At 71.4% G+C, this 14306-nt stretch carries 14 protein-coding genes; 11 read left to right on the forward strand and 3 right to left on the reverse strand.

Annotated features, from left to right (window positions below; all coding sequences use genetic code 11):
- Positions 1-89: 89 nt before the first annotated feature.
- Positions 90-1580 (reverse strand): 30S ribosomal protein S1, encoded by a 1491-nt coding sequence (gene rpsA / locus ACWDD9_RS07830; protein WP_049653883.1) that lies wholly within the window; start codon positions 1578-1580, stop codon positions 90-92.
- 414 nt (positions 1581-1994) lie between these two features.
- Here rpsA and ACWDD9_RS07835 point away from each other — a divergent pair, with 414 nt between their 5' ends.
- From ACWDD9_RS07835 to ACWDD9_RS07845, 3 genes are read left to right on the forward strand one after another with little or no spacing between them, the layout of a single operon-like run.
- A complete protein-coding gene (locus tag ACWDD9_RS07835; protein ID WP_079271777.1) occupies positions 1995-2870 on the forward strand; it encodes a class I SAM-dependent methyltransferase in 876 nt (291 codons plus the stop codon).
- A 4-nt stretch (positions 2871-2874) separates the two neighbouring features.
- Entirely contained in the window at positions 2875-5391 is a 2517-nt protein-coding gene (gene hrpB / locus ACWDD9_RS07840; RefSeq protein ID WP_449811110.1) for an ATP-dependent helicase HrpB, read from the forward strand.
- Positions 5392-5411: 20 nt separating this feature from the next.
- Positions 5412-6080 (forward strand): HAD family hydrolase, encoded by a 669-nt coding sequence (locus ACWDD9_RS07845; protein ID WP_449811111.1) that lies wholly within the window; start codon positions 5412-5414, stop codon positions 6078-6080.
- Positions 6081-6287: 207 nt separating this feature from the next.
- Here ACWDD9_RS07845 and ACWDD9_RS07850 read toward each other — a convergent pair whose 3' ends face one another.
- Entirely contained in the window at positions 6288-6740 is a 453-nt protein-coding gene (locus tag ACWDD9_RS07850; RefSeq protein ID WP_449811174.1) for an NUDIX hydrolase, read from the reverse strand.
- A gap of 298 nt (positions 6741-7038) precedes the next feature.
- On the opposite strand from ACWDD9_RS07850, the gene ACWDD9_RS07855 reads away from it, so the two are divergent.
- Both ACWDD9_RS07855 and ACWDD9_RS07860 read left to right on the forward strand, forming a co-directional pair.
- Positions 7039-8238 carry a helix-turn-helix domain-containing protein gene (locus ACWDD9_RS07855; protein WP_449811112.1) on the forward strand — a complete coding sequence of 400 codons (1200 nt, stop codon included), beginning with the start codon at positions 7039-7041 and terminating at the stop codon, positions 8236-8238.
- Between the two features lie 103 nt (positions 8239-8341).
- The gene (locus ACWDD9_RS07860) at positions 8342-8842 is read left to right on the forward strand and encodes a hypothetical protein (RefSeq protein WP_449811113.1); all 501 of its coding nucleotides are present in this window, start codon (positions 8342-8344) and stop codon (positions 8840-8842) included.
- Between the two features lie 122 nt (positions 8843-8964).
- On the opposite strand, the gene ACWDD9_RS07865 is transcribed toward ACWDD9_RS07860, so the two are convergent.
- Positions 8965-9843 (reverse strand): glycosyltransferase family 2 protein, encoded by an 879-nt coding sequence (locus ACWDD9_RS07865; protein ID WP_449811114.1) that lies wholly within the window; start codon positions 9841-9843, stop codon positions 8965-8967.
- A 293-nt stretch (positions 9844-10136) separates the two neighbouring features.
- On the opposite strand from ACWDD9_RS07865, the gene ACWDD9_RS07870 reads away from it, so the two are divergent.
- The 6 genes from ACWDD9_RS07870 to ACWDD9_RS07895 all read left to right on the forward strand — a co-directional run bounded on the left by ACWDD9_RS07870 (position 10137) and on the right by ACWDD9_RS07895 (position 14166).
- The gene (locus ACWDD9_RS07870) at positions 10137-10556 is read left to right on the forward strand and encodes an ATP-binding protein (RefSeq protein WP_449811115.1); all 420 of its coding nucleotides are present in this window, start codon (positions 10137-10139) and stop codon (positions 10554-10556) included.
- A gap of 12 nt (positions 10557-10568) precedes the next feature.
- Entirely contained in the window at positions 10569-11126 is a 558-nt protein-coding gene (locus tag ACWDD9_RS07875) for a hypothetical protein (RefSeq protein ID WP_449811116.1), read from the forward strand.
- 86 nt (positions 11127-11212) lie between these two features.
- A complete protein-coding gene (gene amcB, locus ACWDD9_RS07880) occupies positions 11213-12400 on the forward strand; it encodes a cyclophane-forming radical SAM peptide maturase AmcB (protein WP_449811117.1) in 1188 nt (395 codons plus the stop codon).
- A complete protein-coding gene (amcA, locus tag ACWDD9_RS07885) occupies positions 12397-12627 on the forward strand; it encodes a multiple cyclophane-containing RiPP AmcA (RefSeq protein ID WP_449811118.1) in 231 nt (76 codons plus the stop codon). Before amcB ends, amcA begins: the two co-directional genes overlap by 4 nt.
- Before the next feature lie 141 nt (positions 12628-12768).
- Complete coding sequence (locus tag ACWDD9_RS07890) at positions 12769-13410, forward strand: pentapeptide repeat-containing protein (protein WP_449811119.1); 642 nt, start codon at positions 12769-12771, stop codon at positions 13408-13410.
- Positions 13411-13434: 24 nt separating this feature from the next.
- Entirely contained in the window at positions 13435-14166 is a 732-nt protein-coding gene (locus tag ACWDD9_RS07895) for a hypothetical protein (protein ID WP_449811120.1), read from the forward strand.
- Positions 14167-14306: the final 140 nt, after the last annotated feature.

Below are 14306 nucleotides of genomic sequence, written 5' to 3' on the forward strand. Positions count from 1 at the left end.
GAAAGCGCATGGGGAAAAACAAACGGGCCCCACCCGGAAATCCGGGTGGGGCCCACCGTCTAGCTATCGGCTAGCGGGAAGCGAGAGCCTCAGCTCTGGCCGCCGGCCAGCTTCTCGCGCAGAGCGGCCAGGGCCTCGTCGGAGGCCAGGGCGCCCGAGCCCTCGTCGCTGCTGGACGAGTAGGAACCACCGGCGGCAGCGGCGACGGCGTCGCCACCCTCCTCGGCGGCCTGGGCGTCGGCCTCGCGGCTCTTGATGACCTGCGCCTGGTGCTGCTCGAAGCGCGACTGCGCCTCGGCGTACTGGCGCTCCCACTCCTCGCGCTGCTTCTCGAAGCCGGGCAGCCAGTCGTTCGCCTCGGGGTCGAAGCCCTCCGGGTAGATGTAGTTGCCCTGGTCGTCGTACGAGGCGGCCATGCCGTACAGGGTCGGGTCGAACTCGACCTCGGCCGGGTTGGCACCCAGGGCCTCGTTGGCCTGCTTGAGCGACAGGCTGATGCGGCGACGCTCGAGGTCGATGTCGATGACCTTGACGAAGATCTCGTCGCCGACCTGGACGACCTGCTCCGGGATCTCGACGTGGCGCTCGGCCAGCTCGGAGATGTGGACCAGACCCTCGATGCCCTCGTCCACGCGGACGAACGCACCGAACGGAACCAGCTTGGTGACCTTACCCGGAACGACCTGGCCGATCTGGTGGGTACGGGCGAACTGCTGCCACGGGTCCTCCTGGGTCGCCTTCAGCGACAGGGAGACGCGCTCGCGGTCCATGTCAACGTCGAGAACCTCGACGGTGACCTCCTGGCCGACCTCGACAACCTCGGACGGGTGGTCGATGTGCTTCCAGGACAGCTCGGAGACGTGCACCAGGCCGTCGACGCCACCCAGGTCCACGAAGGCACCGAAGTTGACGATCGAGGAGACGACGCCGGAGCGCACCTGGCCCTTCTGCAGGGTGGTGAGGAAGGTCTGGCGGACCTCGCTCTGGGTCTGCTCCAGCCAGGCACGGCGGGACAGGACCACGTTGTTGCGGTTCTTGTCCAGCTCGATGATCTTGGCCTCGAGCTCCTTGCCCACGTAGGGCTGGAGGTCGCGGACGCGGCGCATCTCGACGAGCGAGGCCGGAAGGAAGCCACGGAGGCCGATGTCGAGGATGAGACCACCCTTGACGACCTCGATGACGGTACCGGTGACGATGCCGTCCTCTTCCTTGATCTTCTCGATCGTGCCCCAGGCACGCTCGTACTGAGCGCGCTTCTTGGACAGGATGAGACGACCCTCCTTGTCCTCCTTCTGGAGAACCAGGGCCTCGATGTTGTCACCGACGGCGACGACCTCGTGCGGGTCAACGTCGTGCTTGATCGAGAGCTCGCGGGACGGGATGACGCCCTCGGTCTTGTAACCGATGTCGAGGAGGACCTCGTCACGGTCGACCTTCACGATGACGCCCTCGACGATGTCGCCATCGTTGAAGTACTTGATGGTCTCGTCGATGGCGGCGAGGAAGGCCTCCGCGTCGCCGATGTCGTTGACCGCGACCTGCGGGGTGGTGCTGAGGGAGGAGTCGGTGGGGCTCGTCATTAGGAAAAGGGCTCCGGTACGGACATGAAAGTCGTAGGTAATGCCACGCGGAGGGCCCGTATCGCTCCCACCGAAAGCCGGACAGCCAAGAACACGGCACACCGGTGGTCCCGTAACAACGAGAACCGGCGTCCGTCTTGCGACCGTGGGGTCTTCGACAGATGCGAGCGCGACCTGCTCCGTCCGAGGCGCGCAGGCCCGCAGCGCAACTTGTAGCATACGGGGACGGCCAGGCACGGTCAATGCCGAAGGACGGCAAGACGGTGGAGCCCGGTACGGATCAGGCCATATCCTCCGAATGCGCGCCTCGCGGCGGCGCCCGAAGGGGCCACGTCCCCGGATGCCACCGCCAGGATCCGGACCCTGACGGGCCGGTTCGCGGCAGCGGCGCTTCCGCACTCCATACCCTACGCGATGGGCATTGTCACCGTGGCCACCACCCCCCAAGCAGACCTGCACGATCTTGACACCTCCGCCGCGCGGGTCGAGGAAGAGGGCGACGACGCGGTGCGCCGCGCGGCCGGCACCGGGGAGAGCAGCCGGGCCAGCCGGCACTGGTGGGACCGCAACGCCGACGAGTACCAGGACGAGCACGGCGAGTTCCTCGGCGACGACCGCTTCACCTGGTGCCCCGAGGGCCTGGACGAGGCCGACGCCCGCCTGCTCGGCGACGTCGCCGGCCGCGACGTGCTGGAGATCGGCGCCGGCGCCGCCCAGTGCTCCCGCTGGCTGGCCGCCCGGGACGCCCGGCCGGTCGCCCTCGACATCTCCTACCGCCAGCTCCAGCACTCCCGCCGGATCGACCTCGGCCGCGGCACCACGCCCGTCGCCGTCGTCCAGGCCGACGCCGCCGTCCTCCCCTTCGCCGACGCCTCCTTCGACCTCGCCTGCTCCGCCTACGGCGCCGTCCCGTTCAGCGCCGACACCGCCGCCCTGATGCGCGAGGTCCACCGGGTCCTGCGGCCCGGCGGGCGCTGGGTGTTCTCGGTGACCCACCCGATCCGCTGGGCCTTCCCGGACGAGCCCGGCGTCGAGGGCCTCACCGCGACCTCCTCCTACTTCGACCGCACCCCCTACGTCGAGCAGGACGAACAGGGCCGCGCCACCTACGTCGAGCACCACCGCACCGTCGGCGACCGGGTCCGCGAACTCGTCGCCGCCGGCTTCCGGCTGGTCGACCTGGTCGAGCCCGAGTGGCCGGCCGGCCTGGAGCAGGAGTGGGGCGGCTGGTCCCCGCTGCGCGGGCGGCTGATCCCCGGGACCGCGATCTTCGTCGCCGAACGGGGCTGATGTCTTGCTGAACCCGGCCTGGCGCGAACTGCCCGTCCGCACCGCCCTGCCCGCCCTGCACGACGCGCTGGACGGCCCCGGCACCGCCGTCCTCGCCGCGCCGCCCGGCACCGGCAAGACCACCCTGGTGCCGCTCGCCCTGGCCGGACTGCTCGCCGACGGCCGGCCCGTACGCCGGGTGCTGGTCGCCGAACCGCGCCGGCTCGCCGTACGGGCCGCCGCCCGGCGGATGGCCTGGCTGCTCGGCTCGTCCGTGGGCCGCGAGGTCGGGTACACGGTGCGCGGCGAGCGCCGCACCGGGCCGGACACGGTCGTCGAGGTCGTCACCACCGGCGTCCTGCTGCAACGGCTGCAGCGGGACCAGGAGTTGCCCGGTGTGGACGTGGTGGTGCTGGACGAGTGCCACGAACGGCACCTCGACGCCGACACCGCACTCGCCTTCCTGCTGGACGTCCGGGCGGCGCTGCGGCCCGAACTGCGCCTGGTCTGCGCCTCCGCCACCTCCGACACCGAGGCCTGGGCCGAACTCCTCGGCGGCGCCCCGGTGGTGGAGGCCCGCGGGACCTCCCACCCGGTCGAGGTGGTCTGGGCACCGCCACCGCGCGCCGTCCGGCCCGCCCACGGCACCCGGGTCGACCCGGCGCTGCTCGACCACGTCGCGGCGGTGGTGCGGCGAGCGCTGAGCGAGCGGGACGGGGACGTGCTCTGCTTCCTGCCCGGCGTCGGCGAGATCTCCCGGGTCGCCGGGCAGCTGGGCGGCCTGCCTTCCGTTGATGTCCTCCAGCTGCACGGCCGCGCCCCGCAGGCCGTCCAGGACGCCGCCCTCACCCCGTCCCCTTCGCGGCGGGTCGTGCTCACCACCGCCGTCGCCGAATCCTCGCTCACCGTGCCCGGCGTCCGGGTCGTCGTCGACGCCGGACTGGCCCGCGAGCCCCGCACCGACCACGCCCGCGGCCTGGCCGGACTCGTCACCGTCCGCGCCTCGCTCGCCGCCGCCCGCCAACGCGCCGGCCGCGCCGGGCGCGAAGCCCCCGGCACCGTCTACCGCTGCTGGAACGAAGCCGAGGACGCCCTCGCCGCCCGCTTCCCCACCCCCGAGATCGCGCTCGCCGACCTCACCCCCTTCGCCCTCCAGGCCGCCTGCTGGGGCGACCCGGACGCCACCGGCCTCGCCCTGCCCGACGCCCCGCCCGCCGGGGCGATGGCCGCCGCCCGACAGACCCTGACCGCCCTCGGCGCCGTCGATCCGGACGGACGGGCCACGCCGCGCGGGGTGCGCCTCGCCCGCACCGGGCTGCACCCCCGACTGGGGCGCGCCCTCGTCGACGGGGCGGCGGCGGTCGGAGCGCGGCGGGCGGCCGAGGTCGTCGCACTGCTCTCCGAGGAGCCACCGCGGGCAATGGGCGACGACCTCGGCGCGGTCTGGCGGACCGTCCGGTCCACGAAGGACCCGTACGCCGGCCGCTGGCGCGACGAAGTCCGCCGCCTGCTCCGTGCCACCTCCGACGAACCCGCCACCGACCTGCCCGACGCGACCGCCGCCGGACTCGTCGTCGCCCTCGCCTTCCCGGAGCGGATCGCCCGCGCCCGCGTCGAACGGCCCGCCCCCGGCGAGCGCAGCCCGTACCTGATGGCCTCCGGCACGGCCGCCGAACTCGCCCCCGGCACCGTGCTCGGCGCCCTGCCCTGGCTCGCCGTCGCCGTAGCCGACCGCCCGGCGGGGTCGCACTCGGCGCGCATCCTGCACGCGGCGGCGCTCGACGAGGCCACCGCCCTGGCCGCCGGGGCGCCGCTGCTCAGCAACCGTGCCGAGGTCCACTGGGACACCCGGCGAGGCGAAGTCGTCTCCCGCCGGGTGGAATCGCTGGGCGCCATCGAGCTGGCCGAGAAGCCGCTCGACCGTCCCGACCCTTTGCTCGTCCGGTCTGCCCTCCTCGAAGGCCTCGCCCGCGAGGGAGTGAGCACCCTGCTGACGTTCCGGTCCAACCTGCGCGAGCGCCTCGCCTTCCTCCACAGCGCCATCGGCGCCCCCTGGCCGGACGTCAGCGACGAGGCCCTCCTCGACCGCGCCGACGAGTGGCTGGAGCCCGAACTCTCCCGCGCCCGCCGCCGCACCGACCTCGCGAGGATCGACACGACGGCCGCCCTCCAACGCCTCCTCCCCTGGGCCACCGGTGAAGCCGGCCGCCTGGACGACCTGGCCCCCGAGCGCATCACGGTGCCCAGCGGATCGAAGATACGAGTCGACTACACGACCGAACGCCCAGTGCTGGCCGCCAAGTTGCAAGAACTCTTCGGCTGGACCAAGACCCCCACCCTGGCAGGCGGACGAATCCCCCTCACCATCCACCTCCTCTCCCCCGCCGGCCGCCCCGCCGCCGTCACCGGCGACCTGGAGTCCTTCTGGCGCGAGGGCTACCGCGCCGTCCGCGCCGACCTCAGGGGCCGCTACCCCCGCCACCCCTGGCCCGAAGACCCCACCACCGCCGAACCCACCCGCCGCCTCAACGCCCGGAAGTGACAGGAGAGGACGACCCCCGCATGACACTGACCGCCCCGACCGTCACCCGCCCCGGCGAGGCCGGACTCCCCTTCGCAGCTCTGATCCTGGACTTCGTCGGCGTACTGACCGCCAATGCCGGCCCCGCACACGGCGAGTGGTGCCTCGCCCAGGGCCTCGACGCCGGGGCGTGGCGGCAGACGCTCGGGTACGAGCCGGAAGCCAGCCGCCTGTACACCGAACTCGAAGCCGGCCGGCTGAGCCAGGCGGAGTGGAACCGGCGGGTGGCTCCCATCCTCGGCGTGCCGGAGCACGAGAACCTGATGGGCCGGGCATGGTCGGGCGTCCGGCCCGCCGACGACATGATCGCGCTCGCCCGCTCGGCACGGCGGGCCGGCCTCAAGGTAGCGCTGCTCTCCAACTCCTTCGGCCTCGACCCGTACGACCCGTACGAGGCCCTGGGCGTGTGGGAGTTGTTCGACGTGACGGTGGTCTCCGAGCGGGAGGGCGTGGCCAAGCCCGATCCGGCGATCTACCAGCTCACCCTGGACCGACTCGAACTGCCCGGCGAGGCCTGCCTGTTCGTGGACGACCACCCGAGGAACCTGCCCCCGGCCGAAGCACTCGGCATCACCACCGTCCTCGCCGACGGGCAGCCTGGCACTCCCGCCCGGATCGCAGCTCTGCTGGGATTCCCTGCCGAGCTCTGAGCCTTCACAGCGCGTTGGACCTGCGGCCGAACAACGAACAGTGGCTGGCGCACCACGAGAATCGCCCCGGAGCGCCAGTCAGCCAACCGCTTCCGGATGTCGGGACGACCATGGAAGCGGCCAAAACCAGTGAGTCCGCCGCGGAGCGTCCGGGGCACCCTCCTAGACACGCCTGGACATGGCCCACCACCTCCGCCGCCTGGCCTGTCACAGCAGGTGACGACCGTCATGAGCCCGGACACTTGGCGCAGCGTCGCCCCGAAGCCCGTCCAGGACACGTACGGCATAGACCTCGGCCATGCGTTCGGAGACCTCGGCCGGCGAGAGCCAAGCGACCTCGACCGACTCCTCCGAGAGCCGCATCGCCTCGTTCTCCGGTCGGCATCGAAGGACGAGGGCGACAATACCTCGGCTCACGTTCTTGTAGACGCCGGTCAGCCGCTCCACGCCGACCTTGATCCCGGTCTCCTCGTAGATCTCGCGGCGCACGCCGTCCTCGATGGTCTCGCCCAGTTCCAGCACGCCACCCGGGGGTTCCCAAGTTCCGTTGTCAGCCCGACGAATCGCCAGCACGCAGCCGTCCTCGCGCACCACCACTCCGGCGACGGACACCGAGTGGAGCGGCGTCTTCCCGGCACCGTTGCTCATGTGCAGGAGGATAAGAGCCCTGAAGGACTATCGCGAGTAGCGAGGTGGCCTCGTCGACCACAGCGATCGGACACACCGTCGTCCTGGGCCCACCTTAGATGCGCCATCCGGGCGTCATGGCCGATCCTACCGAGCAGCGGTAACGTCATGATCATGTCGCCGTCGAAGCGCTCGGCATCACTGCCGTCCTCGAAGCCCAGACACTCTCCGAGCTGCCGCCAACACGGCTGACAGCCAGGTCGTTCCGGCACCGGGAGCGGAGTGGCGGGGGTACGGTCCGTTCTGAGGCCGCTCACCTTCGGAGGCTCCCATGACGCAGTGGTCCGACTACTCCACCGGCCAGCGCATCAAGATGTTGCGGGCAGGCATGACGCAGGAAGAACTCGCCGAGGCCGCCGGGGTGTCCGTGCCGACCGTTCGCAAGGCCGAGAAGGAAGGGGGCACCATCGGCCTGCCGTCACTGCTCAAACTGTCCGCCGCACTGCATGCGGACGTGTCGGTGATTCTTGGACAGCAGGCACCCCGAAGGGCATCGCTGATCGGCGACAGGGCCATGCTGCGAGGGCTCTCCCGCACCGTGCACGACACCGCCGCAGGGGTCGGAACCGACGTCGAACCTCCGGACGCCGCAGTACTGCGCGCCGATCTGGCTCGGGCATGGGCGGATTACCGGGCCGGGGACTACACCCGCGCCGGCAGTCTCGCGGCCCCCGCCATCACCGAGGCCGCCGCCCTCCTGCGCTCTGCCCCGGACAGCGAGCAGTGCGCCGCTCATGGCCTCCTCGCCGACGCCTACCGACTCGCCTCCTACACCGCCCAGTTCCACGGCGCCCGAGACCTGGCCTACGCGGCGATCGGCCACGCCCGCCACCACGTCCACAAGGCCGCCGACCCGCTGCGGGCCGCCATGGTGGACTGCGGCCGGTCCTGGCTCTACATGCGTGATGCCCGCCTCGACCAGGCCACCACCACCGCCGAGGAAGCGTTCGCATCGATCGAACCCCGTTACGCGGAACGGGATCTAGAGACGCTGGCCACGTACGGGTGGCACGTCACCTTCGCCGCCGTGGTCGCCTCCCGCCGCGGTGACGCCGACCGGGCCCGAGACCTGCTCTCCCAGGGACACGCGGTCGCAGCGCGGATGGGCCGCGATGTGATGATCAACGGCACCAGCTACGGGCCGACCACGGTCACCGCTCAGGCCATCGGCATCCACACCGTCATGGGGGACCCCGGCAAGGCCCTGACACTCGCCCGCAACCTCGGCGACCTGTCCCCGCTGCCGCAGGCCGCCCGCAATCGGCTCGGCCTTGACATCGCACTCGCCCAAGCCGACACCCGCCAGTACGACGCCGCCCTGGACACTCTTCTCCAGGTGTGCAGCGCACACCCCGACTGGGCCCGCCACCAGGCCCTTCCGGGGGCGATCATGCAGCGCGCCGGTCACGCCGGCACCACCCGCGTGCGGAAGCTCGGCGGCATCCTCGGTATCAGCCTGTTCACTCACTGAGATCGGACTGATACAAGGCGTATCACGCGGGCCCGGTATTACTTCCAAAAGTGGCACGCCCCGCACGTTCACGATCGTCGAACTCGACGGCAGCCTTGGCACCATGACGCCAACTCATCCCGACTGGCCGCCCATCCGCCGCGTTCCCGTCGCTCTGTACATCACGACCAGCGACGAGGGTGCCGCCCTCATCCTCACCAGTCTCATCCGCGCCTTCGCCGAGGCCCGCGACTGGACGGTCGCCCTCACCCTGGCGGACAACGACCCCACACTCCCGCTCGACCGGCGGCCCGGCTGGCAGGCCATCATCGATGCCCTCACCGCCCGCGCCATCCATGGCGTGGTCACCTGGACCCACGACATGCTGTCCAGCGGCCAGGCCGTACGGGGCATCGGGTCCTACGACCGCCTCCCCACCGCCCTCGGCGACCGTGGCAGCTTCCTCGCCGCTGCCTGCCCCGACAGCGCCATCGCGGACCACGGCAACGGGCACCCGCCGCGTCGAACCTCGGCTGACCGTGCGCGCCGCCGAGCCCTCGCGGACGCCGCCACTGGATTCGCCACTTTCCGGTCCTCGTTCGGCGGCGACCCGAGCGCCGTCTGACACCGCCCGCCGACCGGCCCACCCTTCCCCTGAGGCACTCCCCCATGCTCAAAACCACCACGGAGGTACAGCGCGTCAACGACGCCCTCCTCCATCTGGCCCTTGCCGCGCCTGGCCACCTGTCAGAACACCGGCGGCCGACCCAACTTCGCCATCCGCCACACCGTGCTCCACCGCATCGGCCGTCGTGGCGGACAGGGCGTGCGCACGCCCTCGAAGAAGCCGGACCACCACGCCTTGAGACCGGACAGCGGCGGCCGGCGGACCACCGTGTAGGCCGCCCAGGAGGTGAGGTAGACCGGCACCAGGATGGCCGGCAGGTGGCGCTTGGCCAGCCAGACCCGGTTGCGGGCCGTCAGCCGGTAGTAGGTGGCGTGCCTGGCCGGGTCAGTGCGGGGGTGCTGGAGCACCATGTCGGCGCGGTAGTCGATGTGCCAGCCCGCGTCCAGGGCGCGCCAGGCGAAGTCGGTCTCCTCGTGGGCGTAGAAGAACGCGCCGGGGAACAGCCCGACCTGGTCGATCACGCTCATCCGGATGGCGTGGCCGCCGCCCAGGAACGTGGTGACCGGCCCGGACCGCATCGGATCACTGGCGCCGAGGCGGGGAACGTGCCGGCGCTGGGTGAACCCGGTCTCGTCCGCGATGCGGAAGGACACGATCCCGAGCTGCGGGTCCTGCTCGAAGGCTTCCCGGACCAGCCGGAAGGTGTCGGCGCGGGGCAACAGGCCGTCGTCGTCCAGGACCACCAGCACGTCCGTGCCGCCGAGTTCGCGCAGCCGCTCGACGCCGGCGTTGCGGCCGCCGGGGATGCCGAGGTTCTCCGGCAGTTCCACGGGGTCCACCCAGTCCGGCAGTTCGGGCAGCTCCACGCCCTGCCCGAGCACCACGGTCCGCACGCCGTCACTGCCGCCGTCCTGGGCCCGCACCGAGTCCAGCAAAGCCGTCAGCTCCGCCGGCCGGTTTCCCATCATCAGCACCACCACGCCCAGCGTGACACCCATAACACCGACCCCAACATGAGAGACCCTTGCCGATCTTGCCGGCGCCGTTCCTCGGGGACGCGTCGGTGCGCGTGGCAGCCGAGACGGACCGGCTCCCGGGCCACCGGCCCGGATATCCCGGTCACCCTCCCACAGCCCCCGCTCCCACTGGCGCCCAAAAGCCTCTGATTCGCCCGTAGGGAGGGTGCCGACTTCATTCATGGCATCGCTCCCGGCATCAGAGCGAGGTCACCTCAAGCGCGCCCAATCCACGGCGCTCCCCCCCATTCGCACGCCCCTTCCGAGGTATCCCCATGCCCACGTCCCGCCGCCCCCGCGCGTTCGCCGCCCGGCTCGACTCCCGCACCGAATCCACGCCCCTGGCAAGGTACTTGCTCCGGGCATACCTCTCCGGGCTGCCCTCGGGAGACCGCTACCGCGACACCGCCGAACTGCTCCTCGGCGAACTCTTCGCCAACGCCGTCCAGCACTCCGACGCCCCCGACGACCGTCACATCGAGATCCGCTTCGCTCTGATCGACTCCCGCCTCCGGCTGGAGGTCCACGACGCCGGCAGCGGCCACCCCACCCTCCGATCTGCCGCGCCCTCCGACGAGCACGGGCGCGGGCTCTTCCTCGTCAACGAACTCGCCGAACGCTGGGGCTTCACCCCGCGCCCCTGCGGCATCGGCAAGTTCATCTGGGCCCACATCGCCCCCGCCACCACCATCTGAAAGCCCGCCCCCATGCACCTCACGACCCTCGCCCGCCACGCCCTCTCCCGCGGCCGCACCCCCGCCGACACCTACGCCCTCCTCGCCCGCCGCACCCGCAAGCCCCTCCCCTCCGCCCGCGCCGTCTGCCTCGCCCTCACCATCCCCCTCGCCGAAACCACCCGCCGCCTCAACGACTGCTACGACGCCCTCCTCGCCGACCCCACCCCCGACTCCGAGACCGACACCGGCGAACTCCTCGAAGCCCTCGGCGTCTTCGACATCCCCAAGTCCCTCACCGACACCGAACTCGCCATCGTCGACCACCTCCTCACCGCCATCGACGCCCACGGCAGCCTCCGCCCCGGCCACCACCACGGCCTCCAGCGCTGGTTCACCACCGGCAACCTCACCACCGCCTACCTCTCCCTCACCACCACCCACCCCCACCCCCGCACCGGCAACCCCACCCGCTACTGGACCACCCTCACCACCGCCGGCGAGCTCCTCACCACCACCCACCCCGACACCCGCATCACCTACGCCCTCACCCACTGCCGCACCCAAGCCACCCGCACTACCCGCACCTGAACCCCCGCCGTACACAGGAAGTCGGCCGGTCCGACTTCCTACGCAACAGCCCAGCCCCGGAACCACGCAGAACGGAGAGGGCCACTGTGAACCCCACGACAGTCCCGCAGGAGACCGCCCTACTGCGCCGCTACCGACACCGGATCCACGGCGTTCCCCGAAACCTGGTGATCCAGCCGACCGGCTTCTGCAATCTGGACTGCACGTACTGCTACCTGCCCGACCGCGATGCCAAGGCACCCATGCCGACAGCGGTCGCCGAAGCCGTCGCACGGTCGGCGAGCGAGTTGGTGGGCGAGTTGGTGGGCGGCCACTCCCGAAAGCCCCTCGGGCTGATCTGGCACGCCGGAGAGCCGCTGGCACTCGGGCGGCGGCGGTTCACGGAACTGCTCCGGCCGTTCGAGGAACTACGCCGCGAGGGCCTGCTGGAGCACGCCGTCCAGACGAACGCCACCCTGCTCAACGACGAGTGGTGCGACCTCCTGACCGAGTACGGGTTCCGGGTCGGTGTCAGCGTCGACGGCCCTGCGGACCTGACGGCGCGACGCATCGACCGCAAGGGCCGCCCGGCGTTCGACCGGATCATGAAGGGAATCGAGCGACTGCGGCGCCACGGTGTCCCCTTCTCGTTGATCGCCGTCGTCAGCCGGGAGACCATCACCCATCCCGATCGGCTCCTCGACTTCCTCGCCGCACTCCGGCCGGTCAGTATCGGCCTCAACATCGAGGAGTCGGAGGGCGTCAACACCGAGCGGCACCCGCCCACCCGCGAACAGGCCGTCGAGTTCTGGCGCAAGGTCCTTGCCTGGTCGCGCCGTCAGCCGGGCGGCACCGCCCCGGTACGGGAACTGGAACGCCTCGGCCGGTACCTGCGGATGAGCCGCGCCCAGCGGCCCGACCGTACGCACCTGAGCCGCGCGGACCCGCTGCCGGCCATCGCCAAGAACGGCGACGTGTTCCTGCTGTCACCCGAACTGGCGGGTGTCACCGCACCCGCCTACAACGACTTCCGGGCCGGGAACGTCCTCGAACAGTCGATCGGCGCCATCCTGGGCCAGGCACACCGACTGACCTACGTGGGCGAGTTCCTGACCGGCCTGGAGGAGTGCGAGTCCACCTGCGAGTTCTTCGACTACTGCCGGGGCTCACAGGCCGGGAACCGCTACTTCGAGCACCAGACCTTCGCCGTCGCCGAGACCGACTACTGCCGCGTCACCGAGCAGGCCCCGGTCCTGGCGCTGGCCGACACCGTACGCGAGGAGCAAGCCACGTGACCGTTCTGGAACAGCTCGCCGCCGACGACGCCCCCGCCGTCGCGGATCTGATCGCCGCCGTCATCACGTCGGACGGGACGCCCACGATCGAGTGGGGCAACCAGCCGACCTGGGACAACAGCGGCGGAGGCCCCTGGGACAACGCCCCGTCCTGGGACAACTGGCAGAGCGCCCCTTGGGACAACTGGAACAACGGGCCGTCCTGGTCCGACTGGTCCAACCGCTGACAGCACCGGCAGCACAATGGGGCCCTCCTCCCACCCTGTCGGCCCGCCGCCTCCCGGGGCAGCGGGCCGGCGCCCGATCATCGACCGGAGAACCGCGTGCCCGCCCGCCACTACGGCCGTACCACCATCACCCTCCCTGACTTGGACGACGACCCCTACCTGGGCGTCATCGCCTCCCCGCCCAGGCCCGGCAGCACCGTCACCGAGTTCCGCTACACGGATCAGGACATCCGGGACCTCGACCTCACCGAGGCCGATCTGCGCAACGGCATCCTGCACAACGTCTCCGCCCAGCGCACCACCATCGAGAACGTCCGCTTCAGCTCCGTACAGATCACCGCCTGCGACCTCGGCGCGCTCCATCTGAGCGGCAGCAAGGCTTCCCGCACCCTGTTCCGCGGCTGCCGGCTCATGGGCTCAGCCATCACCGGCGCCGTCCTGGACAACGTCCTGTTCGAGAACTGCCGCCTCGACTACGCCACCTTCGACCGGATCCGCGCGAGCGGCCCGCTGGTCTTCGACCGGTGCGTGCTCACCGAGGCCGCCTTCACCGGCTGCGACCTCACCGACGTGGTGCTGCGCGACTGCACGCTGCTCGCCACCGCGTTCGGGACCGGCACGTACAAGGGCCTCGACCTCAGCGGCAGCGACCTGTCCGCCGTTCGCGGCGTCGGCAACCTGCGGGAAGCCGTCGTCAGCCGCGCCCAGCAGCTCCAGATCACCGACGCCCTCCTCGCCGAACTGAACGTCACCTACAGCGAGGACCTGCCGCAGAGCCGCTGACCACCACGCGAAGGGAGAGCCCATGTGAGGCCGTTCATCGTCTTCACCGACTATGCCGAGCTCCGCGACCGCTGCGAGATCGCCACCGTGGCGGTCGCGTACGGCCGTCCGGCCCACGAGGAGGGGGCTGTGGTCCCGGCCGGCCCGTGGACACCCCTCGGCCCCACCGAGGCCGAACTCCTGCGCGCACCACACAACACGCCGGAAGCCGAGGCCGTAGAACTCGTCGCCTTCCCCGCCCCGCGCCCGCCGGAGACCACGGACGCCCCCTGGTGGACGGTCCGCCCGCCGTTCACCCCCACACCGCGCACCCGCTACGCCAACCACGCCACCAGCCCTGCAGGCGACCTCACCGTCACGGTGAACCCCGCGAACGGACAGCGGCTCGGCATCCACCTCGACAACTGGGACCGGCTTCCGTACGCCCGACGCCGGTTGTCCCGCCGCAGACTGTGCTTCAACGCGGGCCCGGGCTCCCGCTACCTCCTCATCGGCGACACCGACGTGTCGGCCATCTGCCGGCGCCTCGGCAGGGACGACCCGGCGCACCACCCGCACACCGACGACATCCGCGCCTACGTGCGCGCCGGGCATCCGCTCCGCTGCCTGCGACTGCGGATCGACCCCGGCGAGGGGTACCTCGCCCCCACCGAACTACTGCCCCACGACGGCTCCACAACGGACCTCCCCGAGCCCTCCACCGCCGCGTTCTGGCTCGACCACTGGCTGATCGGGGCGTTCCCCTCCCCGATCTGACCGACCGGACACGAGGCCGGCTGCGACGGGTGACACCGCGGACCGCCGCCGTCGGCGGGAGAACGCGTGCGCAGGAAGTCGGCGGGGCCGACTTCCTGCGCACGGGTTGGGGCGGTCCGGACGGCGAAGGGCGGCCACCG

It is taken from the genome of Kitasatospora sp. NPDC001119 (genome assembly GCF_053598475.1).

Bases quoted from the DNA above. Each gene is read 5' to 3' on its own strand.
- rpsA (WP_049653883.1), bottom strand. From the start codon at position 1,580: ATGACGAGCCCCACCGACTCCTCCCTCAGCACCACCCCGCAGGTCGCG.
- ACWDD9_RS07835 (WP_079271777.1), top strand. From the start codon at position 1,995: ATGGGCATTGTCACCGTGGCCACCACCCCCCAAGCAGACCTGCACGAT.
- ACWDD9_RS07845 (WP_449811111.1), top strand. From the start codon at position 5,412: ATGACACTGACCGCCCCGACCGTCACCCGCCCCGGCGAGGCCGGACTC.
- ACWDD9_RS07855 (WP_449811112.1), top strand. From the start codon at position 7,039: ATGACGCAGTGGTCCGACTACTCCACCGGCCAGCGCATCAAGATGTTG.
- ACWDD9_RS07860 (WP_449811113.1), top strand. From the start codon at position 8,342: ATGACGCCAACTCATCCCGACTGGCCGCCCATCCGCCGCGTTCCCGTC.
- ACWDD9_RS07865 (WP_449811114.1), bottom strand. From the start codon at position 9,843: ATGGGTGTCACGCTGGGCGTGGTGGTGCTGATGATGGGAAACCGGCCG.
- ACWDD9_RS07870 (WP_449811115.1), top strand. From the start codon at position 10,137: ATGCCCACGTCCCGCCGCCCCCGCGCGTTCGCCGCCCGGCTCGACTCC.
- ACWDD9_RS07875 (WP_449811116.1), top strand. From the start codon at position 10,569: ATGCACCTCACGACCCTCGCCCGCCACGCCCTCTCCCGCGGCCGCACC.